This window comes from Treponema sp. (genome assembly GCF_024696245.1).
Taxonomy (GTDB): domain Bacteria; phylum Spirochaetota; class Spirochaetia; order Treponematales; family Treponemataceae; genus Treponema_D.
In genome coordinates, this window is record NZ_JAILGZ010000006.1 from 76,926 (window position 1) to 103,426 (window position 26,501).

At 39.0% G+C, this 26,501-nt stretch carries 23 protein-coding genes; 9 read left to right on the forward strand and 14 right to left on the reverse strand.

Annotated elements, in window-relative coordinates; all coding sequences use genetic code 11:
* Position 1 precedes the first annotated feature (1 nt).
* The 4 genes from K6D58_RS00480 to K6D58_RS00495 are packed head-to-tail and all read left to right on the forward strand — an operon-like array spanning position 2 to position 6,830.
* On the forward strand, positions 2 to 412 hold the full coding sequence (locus K6D58_RS00480) for an ExbD/TolR family protein (protein ID WP_296826441.1): 411 nt from the start codon (positions 2 to 4) through the stop codon (positions 410 to 412).
* Positions 413 to 1,501, forward strand: coding sequence for a hypothetical protein (locus K6D58_RS00485; RefSeq protein WP_296826443.1), 1,089 nt, complete (start codon positions 413 to 415; stop codon positions 1,499 to 1,501).
* Positions 1,502 to 1,534: 33 nt separating this feature from the next.
* Positions 1,535 to 2,206, forward strand: coding sequence for an HAD family hydrolase (locus K6D58_RS00490; RefSeq protein WP_296826445.1), 672 nt, complete (start codon positions 1,535 to 1,537; stop codon positions 2,204 to 2,206).
* A gap of 25 nt (positions 2,207 to 2,231) precedes the next feature.
* Positions 2,232 to 6,830, forward strand: coding sequence for a SpiroCoCo family coiled-coil protein (locus K6D58_RS00495; RefSeq protein WP_296826447.1), 4,599 nt, complete (start codon positions 2,232 to 2,234; stop codon positions 6,828 to 6,830).
* A 45-nt stretch (positions 6,831 to 6,875) separates the two neighbouring features.
* Here the strand turns inward: K6D58_RS00495 and ispF are convergent, their stop codons facing one another.
* The 3 genes from ispF to K6D58_RS00510 form a co-directional block, all read right to left on the reverse strand.
* Positions 6,876 to 8,081 (reverse strand): 2-C-methyl-D-erythritol 2,4-cyclodiphosphate synthase, encoded by a 1,206-nt coding sequence (gene ispF, locus K6D58_RS00500; RefSeq protein WP_296826449.1) that lies wholly within the window; start codon positions 8,079 to 8,081, stop codon positions 6,876 to 6,878.
* Entirely contained in the window at positions 8,082 to 8,702 is a 621-nt protein-coding gene (locus K6D58_RS00505; protein WP_296826451.1) for a CarD family transcriptional regulator, read from the reverse strand.
* A gap of 87 nt (positions 8,703 to 8,789) precedes the next feature.
* Positions 8,790 to 9,422: an adenylate kinase gene (locus K6D58_RS00510; protein ID WP_296826453.1), complete on the reverse strand. Its 633-nt coding sequence runs from the start codon at positions 9,420 to 9,422 to the stop codon at positions 8,790 to 8,792.
* Between the two features lie 278 nt (positions 9,423 to 9,700).
* Between K6D58_RS00510 and K6D58_RS00515 the strand changes: the two genes are divergently transcribed.
* From K6D58_RS00515 to K6D58_RS00530, 4 genes are all read left to right on the forward strand, one after another.
* Positions 9,701 to 10,654 (forward strand): substrate-binding domain-containing protein, encoded by a 954-nt coding sequence (locus K6D58_RS00515; protein ID WP_296826455.1) that lies wholly within the window; start codon positions 9,701 to 9,703, stop codon positions 10,652 to 10,654.
* A 113-nt stretch (positions 10,655 to 10,767) separates the two neighbouring features.
* Positions 10,768 to 12,282, forward strand: a complete 1,515-nt coding sequence (locus K6D58_RS00520) for a sugar ABC transporter ATP-binding protein (RefSeq protein WP_296826457.1) — start codon at positions 10,768 to 10,770, stop codon at positions 12,280 to 12,282.
* Positions 12,279 to 13,364, forward strand: a complete 1,086-nt coding sequence (locus tag K6D58_RS00525; RefSeq protein WP_296826459.1) for an ABC transporter permease — start codon at positions 12,279 to 12,281, stop codon at positions 13,362 to 13,364. The genes K6D58_RS00520 and K6D58_RS00525 overlap by 4 nt, the downstream gene beginning before the upstream one ends.
* A 1-nt stretch (position 13,365) precedes the next feature.
* Positions 13,366 to 14,433, forward strand: coding sequence for an ABC transporter permease (locus tag K6D58_RS00530; protein ID WP_296826461.1), 1,068 nt, complete (start codon positions 13,366 to 13,368; stop codon positions 14,431 to 14,433).
* Between the two features lie 8 nt (positions 14,434 to 14,441).
* Here the strand turns inward: K6D58_RS00530 and K6D58_RS00535 are convergent, their stop codons facing one another.
* The 9 genes from K6D58_RS00535 to rsxC all read right to left on the reverse strand — a co-directional run bounded on the left by K6D58_RS00535 (position 14,442) and on the right by rsxC (position 23,731).
* Entirely contained in the window at positions 14,442 to 16,022 is a 1,581-nt protein-coding gene (locus K6D58_RS00535; RefSeq protein ID WP_296826463.1) for a response regulator, read from the reverse strand.
* The gene (locus tag K6D58_RS00540; protein ID WP_296826465.1) at positions 16,015 to 17,466 is read right to left on the reverse strand and encodes a sensor histidine kinase; all 1,452 of its coding nucleotides are present in this window, start codon (positions 17,464 to 17,466) and stop codon (positions 16,015 to 16,017) included. Before K6D58_RS00540 ends, K6D58_RS00535 begins: the two co-directional genes overlap by 8 nt.
* The gene (locus K6D58_RS00545; RefSeq protein WP_296826467.1) at positions 17,467 to 18,552 is read right to left on the reverse strand and encodes an ABC transporter substrate-binding protein; all 1,086 of its coding nucleotides are present in this window, start codon (positions 18,550 to 18,552) and stop codon (positions 17,467 to 17,469) included.
* Positions 18,553 to 18,741: 189 nt separating this feature from the next.
* On the reverse strand, positions 18,742 to 19,548 hold the full coding sequence (locus K6D58_RS00550) for an RnfABCDGE type electron transport complex subunit B (RefSeq protein WP_296826469.1): 807 nt from the start codon (positions 19,546 to 19,548) through the stop codon (positions 18,742 to 18,744).
* 23 nt (positions 19,549 to 19,571) lie between these two features.
* Positions 19,572 to 20,150, reverse strand: a complete 579-nt coding sequence (locus K6D58_RS00555) for an electron transport complex protein RnfA (protein ID WP_296826471.1) — start codon at positions 20,148 to 20,150, stop codon at positions 19,572 to 19,574.
* Complete coding sequence (rsxE, locus tag K6D58_RS00560) at positions 20,147 to 20,773, reverse strand: electron transport complex subunit RsxE (protein WP_296826473.1); 627 nt, start codon at positions 20,771 to 20,773, stop codon at positions 20,147 to 20,149. The genes K6D58_RS00555 and rsxE overlap by 4 nt, the downstream gene beginning before the upstream one ends.
* The gene (locus tag K6D58_RS00565; protein ID WP_296826475.1) at positions 20,770 to 21,366 is read right to left on the reverse strand and encodes an RnfABCDGE type electron transport complex subunit G; all 597 of its coding nucleotides are present in this window, start codon (positions 21,364 to 21,366) and stop codon (positions 20,770 to 20,772) included. The genes rsxE and K6D58_RS00565 overlap by 4 nt, the downstream gene beginning before the upstream one ends.
* Positions 21,363 to 22,400 (reverse strand): RnfABCDGE type electron transport complex subunit D, encoded by a 1,038-nt coding sequence (locus tag K6D58_RS00570; protein ID WP_296826477.1) that lies wholly within the window; start codon positions 22,398 to 22,400, stop codon positions 21,363 to 21,365. The genes K6D58_RS00565 and K6D58_RS00570 overlap by 4 nt, the downstream gene beginning before the upstream one ends.
* A 14-nt stretch (positions 22,401 to 22,414) precedes the next feature.
* A complete protein-coding gene (rsxC, locus tag K6D58_RS00575) occupies positions 22,415 to 23,731 on the reverse strand; it encodes an electron transport complex subunit RsxC (protein ID WP_296826479.1) in 1,317 nt (438 codons plus the stop codon).
* A gap of 154 nt (positions 23,732 to 23,885) precedes the next feature.
* Here rsxC and K6D58_RS00580 point away from each other — a divergent pair, with 154 nt between their 5' ends.
* Positions 23,886 to 24,668 carry a hypothetical protein gene (locus K6D58_RS00580; protein ID WP_296826481.1) on the forward strand — a complete coding sequence of 261 codons (783 nt, stop codon included), beginning with the start codon at positions 23,886 to 23,888 and terminating at the stop codon, positions 24,666 to 24,668.
* Positions 24,669 to 24,736: 68 nt separating this feature from the next.
* Here K6D58_RS00580 and ndk read toward each other — a convergent pair whose 3' ends face one another.
* Entirely contained in the window at positions 24,737 to 25,183 is a 447-nt protein-coding gene (gene ndk, locus K6D58_RS00585; RefSeq protein WP_296826483.1) for a nucleoside-diphosphate kinase, read from the reverse strand.
* Positions 25,184 to 25,241: 58 nt separating this feature from the next.
* Positions 25,242 to 26,363, reverse strand: coding sequence for a lipoprotein TP_1001-related protein (locus K6D58_RS00590; RefSeq protein WP_296826485.1), 1,122 nt, complete (start codon positions 26,361 to 26,363; stop codon positions 25,242 to 25,244).
* Positions 26,364 to 26,501: the final 138 nt, after the last annotated feature.

Below are 26,501 nucleotides of genomic sequence, written 5' to 3' on the forward strand. Positions count from 1 at the left end.
CATGCGCATAACTAAAAGACCAAAACCATCGTCAGGAGTAGATTTGTCTCCTATGCTGGATGTTATCTTTCAGTTAATCCTCTTTTTCCTTGTATCTACAACTTTTGCCAACCTTCCGGGAATTACCCTTAATCTTCCGGAAAGTAAAACTTCTCAGGGAACTGATATAAGCGGTGTAAATATTACTGTAGAAGAAGATGGAAAAATCTGGTTTAACGAAAGTGAATCTTCCATGGAACTTTTACAGACCCAGCTTGGACAGGTTGAACTTGGAAACTTTACAAAGGAGACATATCCTGTTTCCATTCAGGCTGATGAAAAGGTAACTAACGGTACAATCGTAAAGATTTTTGACGCCATAAGAATTAACGGTTTTACTTCCGTTAGTTTAAGGACAACAGACGTAAGATAAATGACAGCAATAGAAAACAGGGGGAACATCTTTAGTACTGTAATGACTGCTGCAATTTGTGCAGTCCTTATAATACTTGGACTGATGATTCAGGCACCCCAGAAGAGAGAAATCTTTAAGACAATAAAAGTATCTCTGGCTCCACTGGAAAAGACTTTAAATGATAAGCCTCAGACTGCGGACGAATCAGATGCAGCCTCTGCTTCTTCATCTAATGCCAGTGCACCATCCTCTGCACAGGAAGTTGTTGAGGAAGCAGTTACAGAGAAGGCTCCTCCAGCCCCGGCACAGGCTCCGGCTAAAGCAAAGACTCAGAGCCAGACTAAAAAGGCTCAGGCTTCTTCACCTTCAAAAGCTTCTTCAAAAGCCTCTTCTTCTACCTCAGCCAAAGCTTCTACAAAAGCTCCTGTAACCCAAACTCCTGCTCCAACTGTAACAAGGAAGTATAAAAAAAGTGTAGAAGAACTTGCTCAGGAACAGATGAATGCTCCAAAAAAATCCTCTTCATATAGTGATGATGATTTTGAATACACGGAATCAACTTCTTCTGCTTCTTCTTCAAAAACGGCAACAGCTTCCAGTTCCCTTTCAGGAAGTGCAGCTAAGGCTTCTAACAGTAAGTCAAATACACCTTCAACATCCAGGTCCAGTGACGGAAAGACTGTAAATAAAAGTACATCTTCTTCTACTTCCAGCGCTTTAAGCGGAATGAATATGAATAAATATTCAACTACTGTTGCAGATGGTATTTCCAGCCGTACAAACATTAAGACCGGCTCAGAAGGCGGAAAGGTTACTATTCTTGTAGGAGGAGTAGCAAGACAGCTGCTTCAGCCTTCAAAGCCTGTAATCTATCTTGATGAAGATGTGGCAAAGTTAATTGATAATACCCGTGTAGTAACAATTACCTTTAAGGTTTTAGGGAACGGACGTGTTCCTTCTTCTGATATAGCAATCAGGCCTTCTTCCCTCCTGCCTGCTGCCGTACAGGATGCCATAAGGGCAGAGCTTTCTACCTGGCTTTTTAGTGCTGATCCATCAGGAGAATCAGGTACAGCATCTTTTGACTATACTATAGAAGTAAAATAAAATATTAATATAAAAATAAATATAAGGAAGACAATGATAGAAGGAATTAAAGCTGTTGCATTTGATATAGACGGAACTCTTTATCCAACCTGGAAACTTTTTATCCGGATGCCGTTCTATTTTTTTAGCCATTTTTCTTTTTACTATAAATTCAATAAGGTAAGACATAAGATGCATCATACAGCCCCTCTGGGAGACTTTTTTGAGTACCAGGCCAGGCTTTATGCTGCCATAGCAGGACTTTCTCCTGCAGATGCTAAAAAAGAAATAAAGAAAATCAGCTATGACGGACTTACTCCCTTTTTTAGAAAAATTAAGCCTTACCCTCATGTTTACGAATCCATAAAGGCAATGAAGGATGCAGGCCTTAAAATAGGAATACTTTCTGATTTTCCTCCTGAACAGAAGGAAGATATCTGGGGAATCAGGGATTTATGTGACGTTTGCATAGGTTCAGAAGAAAGCGGTGCCCTTAAGCCTTCAAAATATCCTTTTGGAATCCTTGCCCAAAAACTCAATCTAAAGCCCCAGGAGATTCTGTATGTAGGAAACAGCCGTAAATATGACATTGAAGGTGCAAAAAATGCCGGAATGAAAAGTGCCTACATTTTATCCGGTATCAGGCGTCTTTTTAACCTTAAACTTAAAGAAGCCGATTTTTCGTTTAAAAGCTATCGCCAATTGAAAAACATTGTGTTAAACTAGACAAAAGTATTATTCGGGTGGGAATATGACTATTATCGCTATTATTGTATCAGTTGCGATTTCTGCTGGTATTGCGCTTGCTTTGCATCAGAAAGATAAGAATCAGAACTCAATGGAAAAGGTAAAGCGCTATACTGACCGCCGTCTTGCGGAACTTGAAGAAATCCTTAAAGAAAAAGAAAAAGAAATAAACGGATACGCCCTTCAGCTGGATACAAAAAATATTGAATCTAAGGCTGTTGTAAAAAAACTTCAGCAGCAGTTTGACGAATGTATCAGTGCAACTAGGGATCTTAAAAAACCGGTTACGGAAGTAGAAAAGATTTACGAAAAAATTAATTCCTATGAAATGGTAATTAAGAACCTTATGGAAATGACTGCAGCTGTTGAGCAGAACCTGCAGAGGGTAAAGAAAGAAGCCGGTATTGTTGATAAACTTAACGAAAGGCTTAACCTGCAGCAGAAAACTGTAGAAACAATAGAAAAAAAGATTCCTTCAATTACAAAGGAATTTGCTGCAAAAAACTCAGAGCAGCTTAAGGTTATCGGTTCCAACCTTCTTGATCAGTACGATACTATTGCAGACAACATTAATGCCTCTACATCAAAGGCCCTTGCAGAAAGTAAGGAACTTATGGCAAAGATTCAGACAGATATAAAAAATGCTTACAATGGTGCTGCAGAAAAAGCCCGCAGCCTGGAAGATGAAGCATTTAAAAAGCTTAGTGCAGATTCCCAGAAGCGCTTTGATGAATGCCGCCATGAAGTAGACGTACAGACTAAACAGGTAACTGCAATTATTGATTCTAAAATCCAGAATACCCAGAAAGACATTCAGGACGTTACCAAAAAGTTTGAAGATTCCATGGAAGAACAGTCAGCTGCTTTTGAACAGGAATTTAAGGATAAGATTGCTTACCTTACTTCAAGCCTGGAAAGCCGCAGCAGTGAACTTACAGAAAAACTTGAAGCAAAGGTTTCTTCTGTTGAAGACAAGATTTATGAACAGACTTCTACACTGGATTCCCTTTATAAGGATCACACAAAGAATATAGAAGATAATTTTTCTTCTAAAGCAGATGCCCTTAACGAGATGTTTGAAGAACGTCTTACTAATCTTGAAAACATGCTCCATGACAAAACTTCCGGATTTGAAACAAGCCTTATAGAACGTACCCAGTCTCTTGAAGATGACCTTGTTTCAAAGACAGCTGCCCTTGAAGAAGCAATTACTACAAGAACGGATAAGATCGAAAATGAATTTAACGATAAGTCCGGCAAGTTTGAAAGTGAAGTATCTTCTAAGACAACAGCCCTGGAAAACTTTATAACGGAAAAAACTCAAAGCCTTCAGGCTGATTTTGAAGCCAGGGTTCAGGCTCTTGAAGATTCAGTTAATGAAAAAACATCAGGTATTGAACTCTCCGTAAATGAAAGAACTTCCGGTCTTGAAGCTTCTGTAGAAGAAAAGACCCGTGCTCTTGAAGAAAACCTTACTTCCAGAACTACAGCCCTTGAAAGTGCCCTTAACCAGAAGGCTGCAGAACTTGAAAATTCCGTTCTTTCCAAAACAGAATCCATGGACAGGGAAGTGGAAGACAAGACTACCCTTATTAAATCCAGCGTAAGTGAAGTTGTTAAAAAGCTTAATGCTTCCTTTGATGAGAAAATCAAGGAATTTGAAAATGAATACCAGCAGAAACTTAAGGAAGCTGCAGAAAGCGTAAAGGAAACAACAGCCGGTGCAGATGCAAGTGTTAAACAGAAGACTCAGGCACTTGTGGCTGCCTTTAACGAAAAGATTGCTTCCGTTACTGAAGCCCTTAAAACAAGGACAACAGCCCTTCACAAGGAAATCAATCAGAATGCTGCAGATTCAGAAGCAGGATTTAAAGAAAAGATTGCTGACCTTACAAATCATCTTAACAACATGGAAGCTCAGGTTAAGGAACGCACGGAAGCTGTTATTACCAGTGCCAATAAAAACCTTGATTCCCTTCAGGAAGAAATTACCAAGTCTTATGACGAAACCCGTAAGACAGCAGACCGTCTTGGTGCAGAAACCAAGGGTAATACAGAAAAGCTTCATGCAGTTCAGGCTGCAATCCTTTCTCAGGCAGAGCAGCTTAAGGAACGTTATGACAATGTATTTGAAACAGCTGTGGCAAAGGTTGTCAGTGACGAAAATGCCGCTTATGAAAAGTACAATGCCATAAGTTCAGCTAATCTTGATAAATATAAGGGCAGCGTACAGAAGCTTGTAGACGAAATGCAGGCTTCTATTACTGCAAGACTTTCTGAACTTGAAGAAAAATCTGAAAGTGTCAGGACAGAAGTTGAATCTACAATCACTGCCATGCAGACTTCTTTTGAAGATGCAAGAAACAGATCAGAAGAAACAGCCCTTCGTATTGCCAGGGAAACAGAAGAAGGTACTGAACGCCTTAACAACTTTAATGATGCAGTAAAGAAGCAGCTTTCTGATTTTGACGGTGAGCTTAGCGATGCAATGAAAAAGATTGCAGCTGACTACGATATTAAACAGACAAAGTTTCTTTCCGGTCTTGATAAGCAGCTTGATATGTATAAGAGGGAAATGGAATACCGCTTTAAGCAGCTTAATGCTACAGGTGCCGATGCAGATAAACTGGAAGGCGCCCTCCGCAAGCTTATGGATTCAGCTCAGAAAAAAGTTGTTACAGACCTGGATAAATATGCAGCCTCTGTTAACAGACAGCAGGCCGATTTTGAATCAGCTGTAAAGAACAGAATTGAAAACCTTAAGGGTGAACTTAGTGGTGTTGAACAGGCAATAGATGAACTTAAGAAAAAATCTTATTCCAATGTCAGTGCCCGTCTTAAGCTCTTTGAAGATGACTTTATTGTTAACATTAAAAAGAGGGAAGACGAAGTTCAGGACCAGCTTGCTTCATGGAAAAATAATTTTGACGGACAGCTTGCAGTATTTACAGATGAATATGAAAAGCACCGCCGTGACCTTGAAGTTAAATATACTGACAGCTTAAAGAAAAAGCTTGCAGAAATTCAGGCAAAGACTTCTGAACAGGAACAGAAATTCCAGACTTCCATTATGTCAGGACAGTCAGTAATTCAGGAACAGATTAATACTGTAAACCAGAAGCTTCACGAATTTATAGAAAGTTACAGAAATGAACTTAAGGATACAACTCAGAAGGCTGATGAATACCTTAAGGCAGAAACTGAATCCTACAACAGTAAGGTTCAGGCTCAGCTTGAAAAGAACGAAAAGGAACTTACAGAAAAACTTGTACAGTTCCAGCGTGATGCAGAAAGCCGTCAGGAAAATCAGAATGCTGCCATAGATGCTGCAATGCAGGAATTTAATGTATGGAAGCAGCGTATTCAGGCTCAGTTTGATGATGCAGACGGACAGTTTGCTTCTGACCTTAAGGAACTTGAGGATAAGTCCCGCAGGGAAAACGAAAAGATTTTTGCTGATGTAGAAAAAGTTCAGAATGACACCAGGGAAATCATGGCTCAGCTTAAGGATGACTTTGACAGTCTTGTTACTTCTTCCCGCAAGTTTGTTTCTGATCAGAATGCAGACAATGAAAAGCAGATGAAGGAAATCCGTGGCGAAGTTAAGGCTACTTCTGATGAATACAAGAAGGCTTACCGTGCAATTATTGAAAAGCTTAACCAGGATACAAATAACCTTCAGCTTAAGATTGACGGCATTAACCAGGGAATTGCCAAGTTTACTGCAGAAACCGGCGTATTTGATAAGGCTGATGTTCTTAAAAAGCAGCTGGATGAGGCAATTACAGACCTTAAGTCCCAGCTTTCAGAAGTAAAGGATTATGACGAAAAGATTAATGACCTTAATGTTCGTGTTACAGAACTTAATAAGCTCAGCTCTGACGTTAACTCAAGAATCAATTCATTTGCCGGTGACAGAGCCCGTATAAATGACCTTGATTCCAAGTTCTCCAAGCTTATGGCTATTAGTGATGCCATGGACAGCAAGATTCTTGACCTTAACTCAACCAGTGACAACCTTACCAATATGCAGGCAGAAGTCAGAAAGTTCCAGGAGACTCTTGCAGGCATCCAGACTAAGTATGACCGCCTTGAAAAGAAGGGTACTGCCATTGACCGTGTTGCAGAAGAAGTTGACCAGTCCTTTGAAAATATCAAGGAACTTGAACAGCGTCTTCAGGAATGCAGTCACAGAACGGACCAGCTCCCTATTGCCATTGAAAAGGTACAGGGTGATATAGAAAAGATTATGAAGAGCAGCGGTAAGATTAATGATGCCATTGGAAAGGTTGCAAGCCTGGATAATGTCCTTAACGAAATCGATGAACGCTACAGCAAGCTTACTTCAGAAAAGGGTGCAATTGCTGCTTCAGAAGAAAAGATTCTTCGTGCTGCTTCTAATACTCAGAAAGAAATTAAGATACTTCAGGAAATGGCTAAGCGTGAAGTTCAGAAGGGTGGTGGTGATACAGATTCCGTTACTCCGGAAACCCGTAACACTGTTAAGTCCCTTAAAGCTTCCGGATGGACAGAACTTCAGATTGCAAAGAAACTTAATCTTACTAAATCAGAAGTTTCCCTTATCCTTCAGCTTGAAGACTAGATTTATAAATAAGCTTTGTTAATGAATGATAATTATTAACAAAGCTTATTTTTCTAAAAGACAGGTGCAGTAAGCCTTTACTGCATCTCCTTTTCCAACGCTGTCGAGTTTTTCGTTGGTTTTAGCCTTAACGAATACCCGGCAGCTTTCTGTTTTTAAAATACCTGCTATGCTTTCTATTACCTTACTTCTCCAGGGAAGGAATTTAGGGCTTTCCAGTTCTATTACACAGTCAAGGTTTCCTAAAGACCAGCCGGCCTTTTGTATGTCATCCCAGACTTTTTTTAAGAGAAGGGCAGAGTCAGCGTCCTTCCACTTTGCTTCTTCCGGTGGAAAGTATGAACCTATATCACCCATTCCTGCTGCACCAAGAAGGGCATCTGTTACTGCATGAAGGAGTACGTCACCATCAGAATGTCCAAGTTCTCCTTTTGTAGAAGGAATCTCTATTCCTCCAATCATCAGTCTGCGGCCTTCTACAAGTTTATGAAGGTCTGTTCCAAGTCCAACCCTTATCATTTTCTTTTCCTTAAGGTCCTGGGGATAAGTTATTTTTATATTGCAGGGGTTTCCCTTAACAAGATGAACATGGCTGCCTCCTGTTAATTCAGGAAAAGCATCCCATATTTCCGTGTCGTCTGTATATTCCTTATTAATTTGTGAGGCCTTTTTATGACATTTAATAAGGGAATTAAGTAAAAAGCCCTGTGGTGTCTGAATTGCTGTAAGGCAGCTTCTTACAAGGTGCCTTGTTATGGTCATGTCAGGGGCTACTTCTTTCTGGGTATCAGAAGGGGTAATGCCTGGAGCTGCAGCCTTGTATTCTTTAACTGCGGCAATAGTGTCCTGTATGATTTCTTTTGTTACAAATGGTCTTGCACCGTCATGAATAAGTACCAGAGGGTTTAAGGAAAGTTCTTCCTCTGTAAGGTTTTCCCTGGCAGCGATAAGGGCTTTAAATACTGACTTTTGTCTTGTATCAGAGCCCTGGCATAAAAGTAGTCTGGAAGAAGACGCTTTAAGGAGGTCTTCTACCTGTGGATCACAGAAAAGGGCCTGCTTTGCTTCTTCTTCTTTATTTTCTGGTACTGTAATGATAATCAGATTAAAAGGGGCAGCTTTAAGGAAGGTTTTTAATCCTTCTGCCAGAACTGTGGAACTGCCTAAAGGAAGGTATTCTTTTTTTTTGCCGGTCCCCATTCTTGTAGAGGAACCGGCTGCCGTTAAGACAAGTACTAAAGGAGATGACAATTAATCATCCTCGTCATCATCATCGTCGTCTGAATCTCTTGAGTTGTTGTTTTCTTCTGCAAATTCATCTTCGTCGTCTTCGTCGTCATCTGAATATACAGGTTTCTTTTCAATTTTTGCACCAAGAGGTTCAAGCTTTGCATGAAGCATATCTTCTACTTCTTTAACGGAAATCTTCATTGCATCAGAAATCTCGTCTTCAAGAAGTTTTTTTGCATTGTCATAAAGCTTGCGTTCAAGAATTGGGAGTTCCTTAACCTTAGAACGGTGATAAAGGCATCTTACAATAGAAGCAATGTCCTTTACTGTTCCCTTTTTAAGAAGGTCAAGGTTCATCTGATAGCGCAGCTTCCAGTCAGAAGTTGGTGTTTCAAATTCTTCGCTGATAAGGTCCAGTGCTTCCTGAGCTTCTTTTGCAGAAACGATGGCACGGATACCTAAAGAGGCAGCTTTTTCTGCCGGTACCATAACAATCATGTCAGAAACTTCAAGGTATATCTTGTAAAAATAAACCTGTTCACCTTTAAAGTCTCTTTTGAAAATTTCAGTGATTTTTCCTACACCCTGACTAGGGTAAACTACTTTTTGATTTAATGCGAACTCTGTCTTTGGTTTAGCCATAGGATACAATATAACACTTTTGGCAAAAAAAATCCACGCTTTACAAAAATAAAGCGTGGAATATTTATTTAGAAAATCTATTATTTTTTATTTTGCAGGGAAAAGTTTCTTAAAATCAACAAGAACTTCCTGAGAATCCCTTGCACTGTCAATGTCAGTCATCTTGTTCAGTTTGCGGTAGAAGTCGATGAGGGGTTCTGTTTCCTTGCGGTATACTTCAAGACGGTTAGTAATAGATTCAAGTTTATCGTCTTCACGGGTAAAGAGGTCTCCGCCACATTTGTCGCATTTACCTTCTACCTTTGGAGGCATAAATTTAACGTTGTAGTTAGCCTTGCAGTTTTTACATACACGGCGGTTTGAAAGACGGGCAATGATAAGGTCATTGTTTACTTCAAAATTTACTACCTTTACGTCAATTCCAAGTTTTTCAAAAGCTTCTGCCTGTGGAATTGTGCGTGGGAAACCATCAAGAATAAAGCCATTTTTGCAGTCATCTTTCTTAAGGCGGTCTTCTACGATTTCAAGTACAACTTCATCGCTAACCAGTCCTCCGGCATCCATAATAGCCTTAACTTTTTTACCAAGTTCTGTCTGGTTCTTGATGTTTTCACGGAAAATATCACCTGTTGAAATCTGTGGAATGCCGTATTCTTCTGCAACCTGTGCTGCAAGAGTACCCTTTCCGGCACCCGGTGGTCCTAAAAAGATGAAGTTCATTTATTAAATCTCCTCTAAAGTAAAAATCCGCTTATGCGGTAATGGTTATATTTTACTCTTATTTTCTATGGTATGCAATAAAAGTAAGAAAAGATGTTGGATTGTAAAAAAATTAAACTTTTCAAGAAATTTTCCAACTTTTATACCTTAAAAAATCCCATCCGGCTAAAAAATAAAATAAAAGTCAAAATAAAATCCAAAAAAAATACATTCAAAAAGCCCTGATGTGGACTTACTATAATTACATTAAAAGATCGTCGGAAAAAGGAGGATTTTCCATGAAAAAGTTAATTGCTGTTGCTATGGCATTACTTTGTGCCGTAAGTTTTATGGGTTGTAACAAGGGCAAGAAGGCCGGTGGTGCCATTAAGATTGGTATCATTAATAACCCGCCTGCTGAATCTGGTTATCGTGCAGCTAACGTTGCTGACTTCCAGAATGTTTTCACCAAAGAAAAAGGCTATGATGTTAAAACATTCTATAGCATTAAGAACGATGAACAGATCAATGCTGCTTCACAGTTTATTACTGATGGTGTTGACTATCTTCTTATTGCTGCTGCCGCAACAGACGGATGGGATTCAGTTCTTAAACAGGCTGAACGTGCAGGAATTAAGGTATTCCTTTTTGACCGTATGCTTAACGTAAGTGCAAAGCTTTATGAAGCTGCTGTTGTTTCTGATATGGCTAATGAAGGTGAAACAGCCGTTGCATGGCTTAAAGCTCAGAAACTTCCTGAATATCGTGTAATCCACATCCAGGGTGCTATGGGTTCAGATGCTCAGATCGGACGTACAGGTGCTCTTGAAGCTGAATTTACAAAGGGAACAATGAAGAAAGTTGTTCAGCAGACAGCTACATGGGACGAAGCAGAAGCAAAGAAAATTGTTGAATCTGTAATTAACTCAGGTGAAAAATTCAACGTAATCTATGCAGAAAACGACGGTATGGCTAAGGGTGCTGTTGCAGCTCTTGATGAAGCAGGTATCACTCACGGTGTTAAGGGTGACGTAATCATCATGGGATTTGACTGCAATAAGTGGGCTCTTCGTGAACTTCTTAAGGGTAACTGGAACTATGATGGACAGTGTTCACCATTCCAGGCTGCTGCTATTGAAGAAATGATTAAGAGCGGAAACGTTCCTTCAAAGAAAATCATCAATCCTGAAAAAGGATTTGATGCAAAAACAATTACACAGGCTGACATCGATACATATGGTCTTGGAGACTAATTCCGGACTATATGCAAACCTGATGTAATGAAAAGGTTTGCGGCGTAAGGTGTGCACTTGCATATTTTACGCCGCTTTTTTTTTAGAAGAGATAAAAAGGTGGAAAGTGAGTGATGGAAGATAATGTTGTTCTGGCAATGAGGGGAATCTGCAAGGAGTTTCCTGGAGTGCGTGCACTTCATAATGTAGATTTTACCCTCCGCAAAGGCGAAATACATGCTCTCATGGGGGAAAACGGAGCAGGTAAATCAACTCTGGTAAAAGTTCTTACCGGTGTTCATATTAAGGATTCAGGCTGCATTTATTTAGATGGTATGGAAAACGAAGTTCAGATTCGTTCTCCTCAGGATGCACAGAATCTTGGCATAAGTACTGTTTATCAGGAAATTACCCTCTGTCCAAATCTTACTGTGGCTGAAAATATTTTTATCGGCCGTGGAAACTATCATTTCATCAACTGGAAACAGCAGGAAAAAAAGGCAGACGAAATTCTTGAAAAGCTTAATATTCCGGCCCGTGCAAATCAGCAGCTGGGTACCTGTTCCATTGCAGTTCAGCAGATGGTAGCAATAGCCCGTGCAGTTGATATGGACTGTAAGGTTCTTATTCTTGATGAACCAACTTCTTCTCTTGATGAAAGGGAAGTAGAACTTCTTTTTGCCCTTATGAGGGAATTAAAGTGCAGGGGAGTAGGTATTATTTTTATTACCCACTTCCTTGAACAGGTTTACGAAGTATGTGATAGAATAACTGTTCTTAGAAATGGTGAACTTGTTGGTGAGTATGCCATTAAGGATATGCCTGCAGTAGATTTGATTTCTGCAATGCTGGGTAAAAGCCTTGATGATATTTCCAAATTAAAGGATGAAAAGAAAAATCTTACTGCAGAAAACGATTACGTATATGAAGCAGAAGGATTGTCCAGTGCTGAAGGTGTAAGGCCTTATGACTTTAAGATTGCCAGGGGAGAAGTAAATGGATTTACAGGACTTCTGGGATCCGGCCGTAGTGAAAGTGTAAGGGCAATATTTGCAGCTGATCAGGTAACTGGCGGAAAAGTAAAAATAAATGGTAAGGATGTAAAAATAACCAGACCTATTGATGCGATGAAGAACGGTATAGGTTATCTTCCGGAAGACAGAAAGGGCGACGGTATTATTCAGGATCTTTCTGTAAGGGATAACATCATTCTTGCTCTCCAGGTTCTTAGAGGTTTCTTTAAACCTTTCTCTAAAGCTGAAGCAGAAAAAATGGCAGATGAATATATTAAACTTCTTGAGATTAAAACAGCATCCCAGGAGACTCCTATAAAAGCACTTTCAGGTGGTAATCAGCAGAAGGCAATTCTTGCCAGATGGCTTCTTACAAATCCTAAGTATCTTATTCTTGATGAACCAACCCGCGGTATTGATGTTGGAACCAAAATCGAAATCCAAAAACAGGTTCTTAAACTTGCCCAGCAGGGTGTAAGCGTTACATTTATTTCTTCTGAGATTCAGGAAATGCTTACTGTTTGTTCAAGACTTATAGTTATGAGGGACAGAAAGATTGTAGGTCAGCTTACAGGTGATGACCTTAATCAGGAAACTATAATGCGCACAATCGCGGGAGGCAGTGATAAAAGATGATTTCAAAAAATAAATGTCTAAGTCTGTTTAAAAAGTTTACTCAGTCCCAGCTGGCAATCCCAATGTTTGCCCTGCTGCTTCTGGTAGTTTTTAATCTTATTCGTGATCCGGAATTTTTTTCAATTTCCATTAAGCATAATAACCTGGGTAATTCTGTTTTTACAGGTAACCTGGTAAGTATTCTTAACGGAGCTTCTGAACTTGTTATTCTTTCTATAGGAATGACTCTGGTTACAGCAGCTACAAGGGGACAGGATATTTCCATCGGTGCTGTTGCAGCTATTGCCGGAAGTGTTTTTGTTAAGGTCCTTCGTGCCGGAACAATAACACCGGGTGTAATTGCAGGTGGTCTTTTACTTGCCTGTATTGTAACAATTGTATTCTGTCTTTTTAACGGACTTCTTATTGCCCGCTTTGGAATTCAGCCTATGATTGCTTCCCTTATTCTTTTTACAGCAGGTCGTCCTATAGCTTACTGGATTAATGGTGGTGCTACTCCTAACGTAGAAAGCAATTACCTCAGTTACCTTGGAAGTTTTATTCCCGGGATTCCTGTTCCAAGTCCTATTCTTATTGTAATACTTTTTATTGTACTTATTATGCTCATTATGAAGTTTACAAACTTAAGGCTTTATATTCAGGCTGTAGGTATTAACGAAAAGGCTTCCAAACTTAATGGTATTGATCCTGTTATCATGAAGCTTGTGGTTTTTGTAATTCTTGGTATTTGTGTAACTATGGCAGGTTCCATGAATGTATGCCGTATCGGTCTTATCAATCACGAGACAATTCTTATTGATATAGAAATGGATGCCATTCTTGCAGTTGCTATTGGTGGTAACTCCCTTGGCGGCGGTAAGTTCAGGCTTGCAGGTTCCATAATCGGTGCCTACATTATTCAGACCCTTACAATTACCCTTTATGCAATGAAGGTTTCTTCTACAGCTGTTAAGGCTTACAAGGCAATCGTAATCATTGCAATAGTTGTAATCGGTTCACCAGTAGTAAAAGATGCATTAAAAAAATTAAAGAATCGTATTGCCAGTGCAAGAGGTTCTGCAGTTAAAGCGGAGGTAAAGTAATATGGCATTTACTGATAATATTAAAAATCTGTTTGCAAAAAATGGAAAAAGGCATCCGCTTTCCAATACAGCACTTCTTCTTACAATTACTATCTGTACATTTTTTGCAATGTATATTTTAGCAATGATTGTCTGGGGTGGCGGCTTTCTTAATCCTCAGCAGTTCTTTAATCTTTTTAACAACAATGCTTACCTGATTATTATTTCCTGTGGTCTTACTATTGTTATGATTACCGGGGGAATTGATATTTCTGTTGGTGGAAGTGTTGCCCTTATTACCATGGCTTCTGTTGTGTTTATGGAAGATCATGCAGGAGGCCCACTTTCTTCTCTCCTTATCGCCCTGGCCATTGGTCTTGCTATTGGTGCAGTTCAGGGCTTCCTTGTTGCCTATCTGAAGATTCAGCCTTTTATTGTAACACTTGCAGGTATGTTCTTTACAAGAGGTATGACTACAATTGTCAGCAAGGTTCCACGTACAGCTACAAATGAAGTTTTTATAAAGCTTAAGGATTTTTATGTGGATATTCCATTCCTGGGATCCTATGCAAATAACGGAAACTTTATTCCAGCCTATCTTGAACTTGGTGTACTTATTACTATCGCTGTTGTAATTGTCTGCTGGTTCCTCCTTAAGTATACACGTTTTGGACGTAATCTTTATGCAGTTGGCGGTAACAGCGAAAGTGCCCTTATGCTGGGTATTAATGTAAAACGTACACAGTTCTTTGCCTATCTTCTTTGCGGCCTTCTTGCAGGAATTGCCGGATTTGTTTATCTCCTTCATACAGGAGCTGGAAATGCTTCCAACGCTACTCAGGCAGAAATGCAGGCTATTGCATCTTCAATTATTGGAGGTACCCTTCTTTCTGGTGGAGTAGGCAGTATCATAGGAACTCTCTTTGGTGTAATGTCCCTTAAAACTATCAGCAGTATTGTAGTTGCTTCCGGTTTAAAGGAACCTTACTGGCAGAGCATAACTACAGGACTTATGCTTTGTTTCTTTATTCTGCTTCAGAGCATTATCCTTTCTTACAGAAAGAAGAAGCTTGGTTCAATGGCAGCTTAAATAAAGAATCAGCTGACTGATGTCTTGTATTCACGGGGTGAAAGCCCCGTGTTTTTTTTGAATATATAACTGAAATAGTGGGGATCACTAAAGCCGCATTCGTATGCTATGTCATATCCCTTCATGTCTGTTTCCCTCATAAGTTTTTTTGCATTTTCAATTCTTACATCAGTAAGGTATTCGATAAATGTTGTCTTACACTCCTGAGAAAAAATTGTGCTGAAGTGATTTGGACTCATTGCCACTTCCTGAGCCACAGTGGTTAGTGTAGTATTCTGATCAGCATAGTTTTCTTCAATGTATTTTTTTGCCTTAAAAATTACTGATGCATATTTTCCTGTTACTTTTGAATCCCTGTATTCAAGGGCAAAGTAAAGGAGAGCCTGCATATGGGAACTAAGCTTTTCTTCGTTTTCTACAGCTTCGTCAATAAAGTTGCGGGAAATGATTTCCGGTCTTAATTGCTTTATGTCTCCCCCCAGTCTTTCTATAAGCTTTGATACTTCAAATATAAGGTCAACCAGAATGTAGGAAGCAAAGACTTTAAACTGTCCTGAGTTTTTTCTTACCAGAGTCATTGATTCATCAATAATGGCTGCAATTTCATTTTTTCCTGCATACTTAAGCCTGTCAATAAAAGGATCATTTTCGTTTAATTCAAGAATCTGGCTGTTATCAGACTGCAGGTCATCTGAACTGATGATTCTGTTTTTTGACTGAACGTTTTCTGAAGAAAGAATCTGCTTTGCATCTTCATAGGATTTTTTCAGGTCAAAAAGATGTTCTACTGTAAGACCGATTGCCGTAAGACACACGCAGTCAGAGTTTTTTCCTGTTATATGACTTATGCTTTCTGCTGCCTTAAAAACATTATCTTCAAGTTCTTCCTGACTGCTTCCTTTAAAAATACATACAAGAAGATTGGTATGGTGAAAAAAACATTCAGCCTGATCCCAGCTGGAAGAATAGGAGTTAATAAGGGAACAGGTTTCCTGCTGGTTCTGCTGGTTACCGGTAAGACTGTCTATCCTGCTGATAAGAACCTTGTAGTAGCGGGAGAGCAGGTTTATTTTTAAGTCATCACATTTTTGAACGATATTATTTAAATCAGCAGAGCCGTGAACAAGATTATTAAGGAATTCTTTTTTAATAAGTTTTTCTTTTGATTTAAGTTCTTCCTTCATGCGGCTGATATCTGAATACTGCTTTTTTTCCCTGTCAATTTCTGAGGCTGCCTTGTTAAGACTGTTAAGAATTTCTTCCGGAGTAAAAGGTTTAAGTACATAATCCTGAATGCCAATGGAAATTGCTTTTTTTGCATAATCAAATTCATCATGACCTGAAAGAATAATTATTTTAATCCAGGGCTGGCTTTTTTTAACTTCTTCTGCCAGCTGCAGTCCGTCCATAAAAGGCATCTTTATGTCTGTAATAAGAATGTCAGGTTTAATTTCATGTATCATGGAGAGGGCAATTTCTCCGTCACCGGCTTCTCCTGCAAATGTAAAGCCATTGGATTCCCAGTCAATTCTGGATCTTATTCCGTCAAGAACGATTGGTTCATCATCAACTATAAATACACTATACATTTTCATCTCCGCTGATACATGGGATTATAAAAGAAATCTTTGACCCTTTGTTTTTTTCTGATTCTATCATAAGTCCGCGATTTTTTCTTCCATAATAGAGCCTTAGTTTTTTATTTACGTTATACATTCCGTATACAGAAGAAAGTTTTTCTGAATCACTTTCTGCTTCATTAAGTTCCCTGCTTACTTCTTCCAGTCTTTCCGGAGAAAAACCTGCACCGTTATCCGCAACTTCAAAAAGAATAAATTTTTTTTCTTCATCAAGCCAGCGGGCATTTACAGTAAGTTCACCTCTTCCCCGTTTGTTTTTTATTCCGTGATAGATGGCATTTTCTACAAGAGGCTGCAATACTAATTTTATGATTTTAAAATTATAAAGTTCCGGGTCAGCATTAATAGAATAGTTAAGGATATCAGTGTACCGGATTTTTTGAATTGTAAGGTAGTTTTTAATATGATCCAGTTCCTGCTGAATTGTAATCCATTCATGACCCCGGCTTAAAGATATGCGAAGGAATTCGGAAAAGGCTTTTGTAAGTTTAACAACCTTTTCTGTTTTTTCTTCTTCTGCCAGCCATACAATTGTGTCAAAGGTGTTGTAGAGAAAGTGAGGGGTAATCTGAGCCTGAAGGGCCTTCATCTCTGCCTTCTGAAAATTCTTTTGTTCTTCAAGATTTTTTTTCATCAGGATATCTATCTGTTCAGTCATGGTGTTAAGGTTTAATGCAAGCTTGTCCAGTTCCTCTACATCTGGAATATCTACTCTGGCTGTAAGTTCTCCTTCTGCTACCTGAGTGGAAAATTTTTCCATGTTGGCAATAGGCCTTTGAATTGCATCAGACATGGAGATGTAACTCTTAATTGAAATAAAGATTGCAGATATGGTAATAAGAATTTGAATGATAGTAAGAATAATTGATGAGTTGCGGAAAGAAATATTTGTTTTGTTTCCTGATTCAATTTCAATAACAATGTATTCCTGCATGATGTCAGAAAAAAGATTAGTAATTGTTCTTATTTCATCAAGGGCCCTTTCGTTATCTTCTACGCTGCTTCCTGACTTCATTTTTTCGCTCAGGTTATTTATGTTTTTAAGAAGTGTTGCTTCTGCCCTTTGAGCTACGTTTAGTTTTTCCCGGCTTTCTTTACTCTGACTCTGGGGAATCATATCCTGCAGTCCTCTGGAAATCTCATCCATCATAAAGTACTGCATGCCGTATTCAAACTTTTTTTTACCGCAGATGATTTCCCAAAGTTCATCCGGAAGCTGGTTAGCTGCTGTATTAATAATTGTATTAGCCTGACTTACATTGGAAATAATTTTATTGTAACTATGGGTATGAATCTGAGAAACAATAATGGAATATACAGATGGAATAACTGTAATCAGCAGGAGGATAAGGTATGACTGCTGAAGGATTTTTTTTAGATTTCTTTTTTTCAATTAGTAGCCTCTTGGAGTATATAAAGAAAAGTCATCGTTTTCTGTAAAAATGCTTTCTTCAATATAAGAATTTTTTTGTATGGCTTCATTGACAGATATTTTTTTTACAAGTTCCATAAGCATGGGACCAAGGTTTGGATTGCATTCTACAACGCAGTTAAGTTTTCCTTCCTTAAGGGCGTCAATGCAAAGCTGTTCCCCATCAATACTTACAATTACTGTTGATTCAAGATTAATGCCATAGTTTTTAATAGTATCCAGCAGGCCTAAAGTCATGGAGTCATTGTGGGAATAAACTGCATCTATTTTTATTCCATTCCAGTATAAGCCGTCGGTTTTAAAGGCCTTGTCATTTAAAGAAGACTTAATAAGGTTTTCAGTGATTTCTTTTCCTCTGGACCGTAAAAAATCTCCGTCCTGACTGCAAAGAATATTAAAGCCTTTGTTGTCTTTAAGTACCTGCCTGAAGCCTCCGGCCCTTTCTTTCGTTACGGATGAATTACTGGTACCGGAAATTTCCAGAATGTTAATTTCTTTTTTATCTGATATTTTTGAACCGGTTTTTCCTGGTGTATATTGTCCCGGCTTTTTAAATTTACTGCATATAAATTCAGCGGCTTTTTTTCCTTCTTCAATTCCATTTTCACCTATGTAAGCTGTGTAAAGGGAGGGATCAGCATTAATATGCCTGTCTACAAGAATTACAGGTATTCCTGCATCTTTTGCATCTTCCAGTACATTGTCCCATCCGTCTTCTACAATTGGTACAAAGGCAATTACATCTACCTGGTAAACTATAAAGGATCTTATAGCCTTAAGCTGATTTTCCTGTTTCTGCTGGGCATCCTTAAAAAGGATCTGTATATCATTTTCTTCTGCAGCTTCAAAGATAGACTGAGTATTTCTGCTTCTCCAGGCACTTTCTGAACCTATCTGGGAAAAGCCCAGAATAATTCTGTTTTCTTTTTTTTCTGTATCCTTATTTGTAAATGAAAAATTCTTTCTTACCATAAGAAGATTAATGGTGCTGATACAAATTGCTGCAATAATAATGGCGGTGATAACTTTTCTTGATATAGCTTTCATATTTTACATCTATTTTAAATTCAAGAAGGAAATTTTTCAATAAAAATATAGGGCATAAAAAAAGGACTGCATTTTATAATTAATGCAGTCCTTATTTATTGAGGGTTTATTACAAAACCCTCAAAACGGCGAAGTCAAGGCTTTAAGCGTGAGCGTGCCTTGACTCGACGTATTGTTAAATATTAATTATTAAAGTTCCTGAAAAAGGTGAAGAACCTTATCCGGACATGCTTTAATACATTCACCGCAGCTTGTACATTTGCTGTAATCAATTACAGGAATGCCTGAAGATAAATCAATACAGCCTTCAGGACATTTTCTTGCACACATTCCGCATTTGAAGCAGCCATTGCTGCAGTCTTTTCTTATCTGTGGTTTGTTGTCTGACTTACAGGAACATAAGGCAACGCTTCCTTTTGTATCTGCATTCATAAGAATAAAGAGATGTTTAGGACAGGTTTTTACACACATTCCGCATCCAGTACATTTAGCTCTGTTTACGTGTGGAAGACCGTCTTCTCCCATAGTAAGGGCTCCAAACTGACATACAGAAACACAGTCTCCTAAACCTATACAGCCGAAAGCACATTTTTTTGTTCCGTGGGCAGAAAGTTCTGCGGCCTTACAGGTCTGAACACCTTCGTAAGTACATTTGTCAGCTGCACATTCCTTAGTACCATGACAGGCAAGAAGGGCAACTTTAGGAGTCATGGAAGAAGTTTCAACTCCCATGATTCTGGCCAGCCCTGCAGCACAGGAAGCTCCACCTGCAACACATCCTGTTACGGGAGCCTGACCTGCTGCTACAGCTGCAGCAAAAGAATCACATCCTGCATAACCGCAGCCACCGCAGTTTGCACCAGGAAGACAGTTTCTTATCTCTTCGATCTTAGGATCAGTTTTTACTGCAAATATTTTCTTAAAAAGCCCAAGGAGAAGTCCCAGAAGAAATCCGATGGACAAAGCAACAATGATTGTATAAATAACTGTATTCATTTTAACCTCGAATATTCCCTGAACTATTTAATCAGTCCCTTAAAGCCAAGGAAGGCAAGGGAAAGAAGACCTGCGGCAACATAAAGGATTGGAGTTCCTTTAAAGCTTGCCGGAATTTTTGCAATTTTAATACGGCTTCTTACACCGCTCATTATTACCATACTTAAAAGGAAGCCTGCAGCTGCACCAAGGGCATATACAATGCTTTCTCCGTAAGTGTAGTTTTTTCCAATACAGTTGATTGTTACACCAAGAACTGCACAGTTTGTTGTAATAAGGGCAAGGTAAACACCCATGGAACTGTAAAGACCAGGTGCAGATTTTTTAAGGTAGAATTCTACCAGCTGTACCAGGGATGCAATTACAAGAATAAAGAAGAGAGTCTGAAGAAATTCCAGTCCCAGAGGAATCATTACAAATTTATACAGAGGCCAGGTTACTGCTGTTGCCAGCATAATTACAAATGTTGTTGCCAGACCCATACCTGTTGCTTTTCCTGTTTCAGAAGTCATACCGATAAAAGGACAAATTGCCAGATACTGAATAAAAACAACATTATCAACTATTGCTGATTTTATAAAAAGCTGAATCATGTCACTCATTTACCTGCCTCCTTTGCTGCCTTACGATTCTTAAAATACTGAACAAGGGCCCCAAGAAAACCAAAAGCTAAAAAGCCTCCCGGAGCACTGTTAAAGATTCCAAAACGATATTCTTCCGGAAGAATGGTAACCATAAAGGATGTTCCTGAGAGAAGGGTTCCCCCTCCTAAAAGTTCCCTGGCAAAAGAAATAATAAGAAGAACTGCTGTATAGCCCAGCCCCATACCCAGGGCATCAAGAATGGAATCTCCTGTGTTGTTTTTTGAAGCAAAGGATTCAACACGACCCATGATGATACAGTTTACAACTATAAGTGGAAGAAAAACTCCCAGGGCATCATAAAGACTTTCCATATAGGCATTAAGTACAAGCTGTACAATAGTTGTAAAGGCTGCAATTATGATGATAAAAACAGGAAGCCTTATGGAAGATGGAATGCTTTTTCTTAAAAGACTGATTACTATTTCACTCATCATAAGAACAAAGAGCATACCCATGCCCATTCCCAGTCCGTTAAAAATACTTGTTGTTACACCAAGGGAAGAGCACAAACCTATGTTAAGTACAAGAAGTGGATTTTCCTTTACGAATCCATTTGTAAGTATCTGTAATTTTCTGTTCATTTTGCAAACTCCTTAAGGAGACAGTTACATCCTTCTTCCAGTAAGGCACCGATACCTGCACTGGTAATTGTAGCACCGCTGATGGCTTCAAAAGTTTTGTTTACGGTAAAACCATCAGAAGCATTCATTCCTTCAAACTGTCCGTAAAAAGTTTTTTTGCTTTTACTCAGAGTGTAGGATGAATCATTTGCCTTAAGTCCAAATCCAGGTGAATCTGTAAGCTTAAGGAATTTTATTCCCTGTATGCTTCCGTCTTTTTTTACACCTGCAAAAATTGTAGCTGTATCATAAGTAGGACCGCTTACCTGAACGGCACCTCCTTCTACAATTCCATTTTTCTTTGCAAGGTAAAGGCTTTCGATTTTTATTGTTCCTTTAGAAGCCGGACTAAAATCCTTTACTTCTTCAAAAGTATATCCCTCTCCAGGAAAAAATTCCCTCATGGCAGAATTGATTTTTTCAATCTGATTCTGTTTTATTTTAGGAGCTGTTACATTGTTAACCAGGGCAAGTACCAGACATGATACAGATGCAAAGACTGCAAGTATAAGCCCCAGCTTTATCATGGAAAGGATTCCGTCTTTTTCTTTCATTTTACTTCTTCCTCCCTGGCACTTGTAAGATCAAAGGTTTGTACGATTTTTTTAACTTCAGGCTTGCGGTTACCTTTTTTTCCGTAGCCGTACATTCTTACTGTAAGATTGTTAAGGAAAGGTGCCACTGCATTCATTATAAGGATGCTGAACATAACTCCTTCAGGATAACCGCCGAAGTTTCTTATAAGGAAAGTAATAAGACCGCATCCTGCACCAAATACAAGACGTCCTGGTTTTGTAACAGGAGTAGTTGCGTAATCAGTTACCATAAATACTGCACCAAAAGCCAGACCTCCTGTAAGAAGGGCTGTAAGAACATCCCTTCCTCCGGCAATAAGGCTGGATGCAGAAATTGAAGAATGAATGAAGGTTGCAGCTGCTGCCGTAAAGATCATGGCAAAAGGTGCCCTCCAGTCAATTATTTTTGTTACCAGAAGAAATACAAAAGAAATAAGTATAAGAAGAACAGAAGTTTCTCCAATACAGCCGGCTTTTGTTCCAATAAAGAAATCAAGCCAGTCACTTGTCTGAGCTTCAAGGGCACCTGATTTTATCTGGGCAAGAACTGTAGCAGAAGAGACTGCATCAAGTCCCTGTGGCATTGTCCAGCTTGAACCCATTGCAGCAGGAAAGCTTATAAAAAGAAAAGCTCTTCCTGTAAGGGCAGGGTTAAATACGTTGCTTCCGATTCCACCAAAAAGCCCCTTTGCAATTACAACAGCTACCAGGTCTCCGCAGAGAACCATCCATAATGGTGCTGATGGAGGCAGAACCAGGGCAAGAAGAACTCCTGACACTGCAGCGGAAAGGTTGGAAATTACCAGCTTCTGTTTTGTAAGCAGCTGAAAAAGTCCTTCAAAAATTACACAGCCTGCAGCAGAAACAAGAACTACAGCAAGGGCATGAAATCCAAAAATATATGTTCCGTAAATAACTTCCGGTAACATGGCAATCAGGACAGCCAGCATTATTTTCTGAGTAGAAGACCCCAGGGTAAAATGAGGGCTGGATGAAATATGAATCTGATTCATTACAATACTCCCTTTTATTTTCTTACCATCTGAGAACGGACAATGGCTTTTCCAAGCCTTACTCTCTGTACAAGACGGATATTTGCAGGACATACAAAGGCACAGCATCCGCATTCAATACAATCCATAAGTCCAAATCTCTTTGCCTTATCAATATTACCTGCATCAAGTTCCCTGAGAATAAGTACAGGACTTAAATGCATTGCACAGGTAGCAACACATCTTCCGCATCCTATGCACTGGTTTTCGTTTGTAAGGTAGGTTTCTTTTTCTGTAAGGAAGGTAACGCCACTGGTTCCTTTTGCAACAGGAAATTCAGTGCTGCTCATGGCAAAGCCCATCATAGGTCCGCCGGAAATTATTTTTGCACAGTCGTCCTTAACATTATCCTTTACTATGTCACTTACAAGAGTTCCAAGAGGTACCCTGACATTGCATGGACTTTTTACAGCTCCTCCGGAAATTGTAAGGGAACGTTCAATAAGAGGCATTCCCAGTCTGAAGGCATCACTTATGGCACATACTGTTCCAACGTTAGAAATTATACAGCCGGCATCTGCTGGAAGTTTTCCTGAGGGAATCTCTACTCCCACACAGGCAGATACTATAAACTTTTCTGCCCCCTGAGGATATTTGGTTTTTACAAGGCATACACTCATGTCATCACCATATCCCTTAGCTTCAATTTCTTTTTCCAGAAGAGGTTTTATATAGGCCTTGTTGTCTTCAAGGGCAATAACTCCCTGAGCGCCGGTGTGTTTTAAAACAATTGCAAGACCGTCAATTACTTTTTCAGGACTTTCCTGCATGGTTCTTTCATCACAGGTAAGGTAGGGTTCACATTCTGCAGCATTTACAAGAACGTAAAGAATTTCTTTATCTGCAGGAGGGTTAAGTTTTATATGAACAGGGAAGCTGGCACCACCCATACCGGTAATTCCTGCATCCCTTATGCGTTTAAGGGCAGTTTCTGTTTCGCATGTAAAAGGATCAAGAGGATCCATAAAGGTACAGCGGTTTTCATCATCTGCTTCTATTATAATACATGGAACCTGAAGGTTTCCTGTTACAAGACAGTTCTGTATTTTTTTTACTTTCCCGGAAACAGATGAATGTACGGGACAGTTCATTGGCTTGTCTCCGTCTGCAATTATTTGTCCTCTGCTGACTAAATCTCCTGCCTTAACAAGAGGTGTATTTGGTGCACCGCCCATAGTGACAGGTATGGTTACTGTTTTACTGGAAGGAAAATACGGTGTGATTGCACATCGATTTGAAAGCTCCTTCATTTCCCGCGGATGTATTCCGCCTTTAAATGTGTGAATTTTCATAACTGAAATTATATAACCTTATTAAAACTTTTTCACCTAATTCCTTATTTTATTTAGAGTTAGCCTAACCTAACCTTTATTTTAAAGAGAAATATTTTTTATCTTTAGTCCTCTTCTGTTTGCAAAAAGAGCTTTTTAGTTATAAGGTTTAAATATGAAAGTAGAAGTTAAGGAATTAAAGGTATTACTTGATTATGTAGAGAATAAGATTTCCAGACTGGAGACCTCCGGAATAGCATCATCAGCTGAACTTTTTGATCTTAATATTGTTGATTCAAATTTGACCTTGCTTTTGTCAACTATTGGTGATGCAAAGGAATATGATCTTACCGACAGGCATCCCCACATAAAAAAAGCTCTTGCAGAATACAGGGAAAATTTTTCCATTAAAAACGATGAAACAAGTCTTCTTGAACAGATTTCTTCATCCTGCAGAAGTGCCATTAACGGACTTAAAAAAATTAAAAAAGCTGCGGCAGAAACATCCAATCCTTATCTTGAACGTAACGTAGGTATCAGGCTGGATTTTGCAGAAGTTCTTATAAACGAAATAGCCTCCATTAATGAACTCTCCCATAAAGAAATGAAAAAGTGGCTGCTTCAGAATATTGATGTAGACGGAAAAATCGGAGCCAGAATTTTAGGAAGTAAAACCAGCCCCCTTAAGGCAGAAACCGCCAGACAGAACGGAAAAAAGGGCGGCCGTCCTTCTTCTAAGGAAAAGGCAGAAGATAAAAAGTCAGCTGCAAAAAAAAGCACTGCTTCTTCTAAAAAAACAGCAGTTAAAGCAAAAGCTGATGCAAAAACAAAGACAGCTTCTGCTAAATCAAAGACAGCTGCCGCAAAAACAAAGACAGCTTCTGCTAAATCAAAGGCAGCTGCAAAAACAAAATCCACTGCAAAAGCAAAAGCAAAAACAAAAACTTCAAAAAAATAAAAAAAAAGACTTTCAGGTAAAGCCATACAATAGCTTCCTGAAAGTCTTTTTTAATCTGCAGTATCTTTTTAGTACCAGAGTGCAGCCTGATCTTCCCAGTCGATAAGTTCTTCCGGTTTGAAGAAAAGGTTGATTTCGCGGTTTGCACTTTCATCACTATCACTGGCATGAATAACATTGTTAGAAGTATGAACGCAGAAGTCTCCGCGGATTGTTCCCGGCTGAGCGTCAGACGGTTTTGTAGAACCTGCAAGTTTTCTTACCAGGGTAACACAATCATCTCCCTGCCATACCATTGCAACAACAGGACCACTTGTAATGTAGTCAACAAGAGGATCATAGAAAGGCTTGCCCTTGTGTTCTGCATAATGTTCCTCTGCAAGTTCTGTGCTGATATTCATCAGCTTAAGGCCAACAAGTTTAAGGCCTTTTTTTTCAAGGCGACTGATAACTTCGCCTACAAGCCTGCGGTTTAAGATACCAGGCTTTAACATTGTAAAACATCTTGTACTCATAGTGGCAAAAATTATGCCAAAAAACAGCTTTCTCGTCTATAAGGCCGTATTTTGAAGTTTATTTTAAGTAAGGACTGGAGGAGTTTTTATAGCCCGGAGTCACTCCCGTAACTTTCTTTTTTCCTGAACCGCTGTCTGCAGTTATCATCCATACATCCTTCTTATTATCACAGCTTCCTTTTTGAATTATTTCATCAAGGTTCTGTCTTGAAAAACTTCTTTTACAGGCTCCCGTACTTATGTTATCAGAAGAAAGAGCTTCTCCCTTCCATATTCCTTCAGAAAGAATTTTATCCGCAAGAATTTTTTTGTCACCTTCAAATCCTTCAAAAGTACTTTTGCTGTAGTAAAGGCAGTCATATATTTTATTTGAGTCCCTTATCATGATTATGTCAGAATCTGCAAAAACAGCCTTTGTATTGTCAAACCATAAATCCCTTGCTCCTGAATTGCTGTCTATTCTTGTAGCCAGGGTCAGGTCTTCTTTAAGTTCATCCAGGGCACCTTCTTCGTCAAAGGGACAGGAAGTAGATTTCTCTGGCTTTCTCATGTGAACTGTTATGTATTCACCTTTTTTTACATCTATTGGTGGAAATGAATATTTTTTTTCTTCTCCGTCACAAAGACTGTAAAGTTCAAGGCCGCTAAGGTTTCCTTCCTTTAATACATAGACTTCTGCAAATTCCGTTTTATGAATTGAAGAGCCATCCTGCTTTACACTGCCATAGGCATTTCTTACTTCACTTAAGGCAAGAAGGGCAGGGCTGTCGTTCCATCCTGTAAAGGGAATGCTGAAATTAACGGAGTTTCCTCCCTTGTCTTTAGCAATTCCTTCAATAATATAGCTGCAGCCTGTTAAGGTTTTCTGGTTAAAGTTTAAAAGGGCTGTATTTGTAGCTGAATCAAAAAAGGTAGATGCCCTAAAGGATTCTTCCGGATTATTTTTAGAAAATATTTCTGTTTCCAGGGAAACTACTTCTTTTGTAAAGGCAATTTCTGCACTGGCAGAACCTGTAAGTAAAAAGGCCTGAATCTTGGGAAGGGTAAAATCACCTTCTATAAAATTAAGTCCTTCAGATACAGAATGACATCCTGCCGGGGTTATAACTGCAAGAACAAGGGTAATCATGGCAACAGCCGGCAGTAAAGTTTTAAGGGTAAATGTTTTTAATGATTTCATTTTTATTGTCTCCTGTATATATATTTTCATCGCCATGCAAAAAAGAACAAAAAAATGAAGAAAAAAAATAAAAAAATTTAAAATAAAAAAAACAGCCTCACTGAAAGTTATTTCAATGAAGCTGCTTTCCGGCATAAG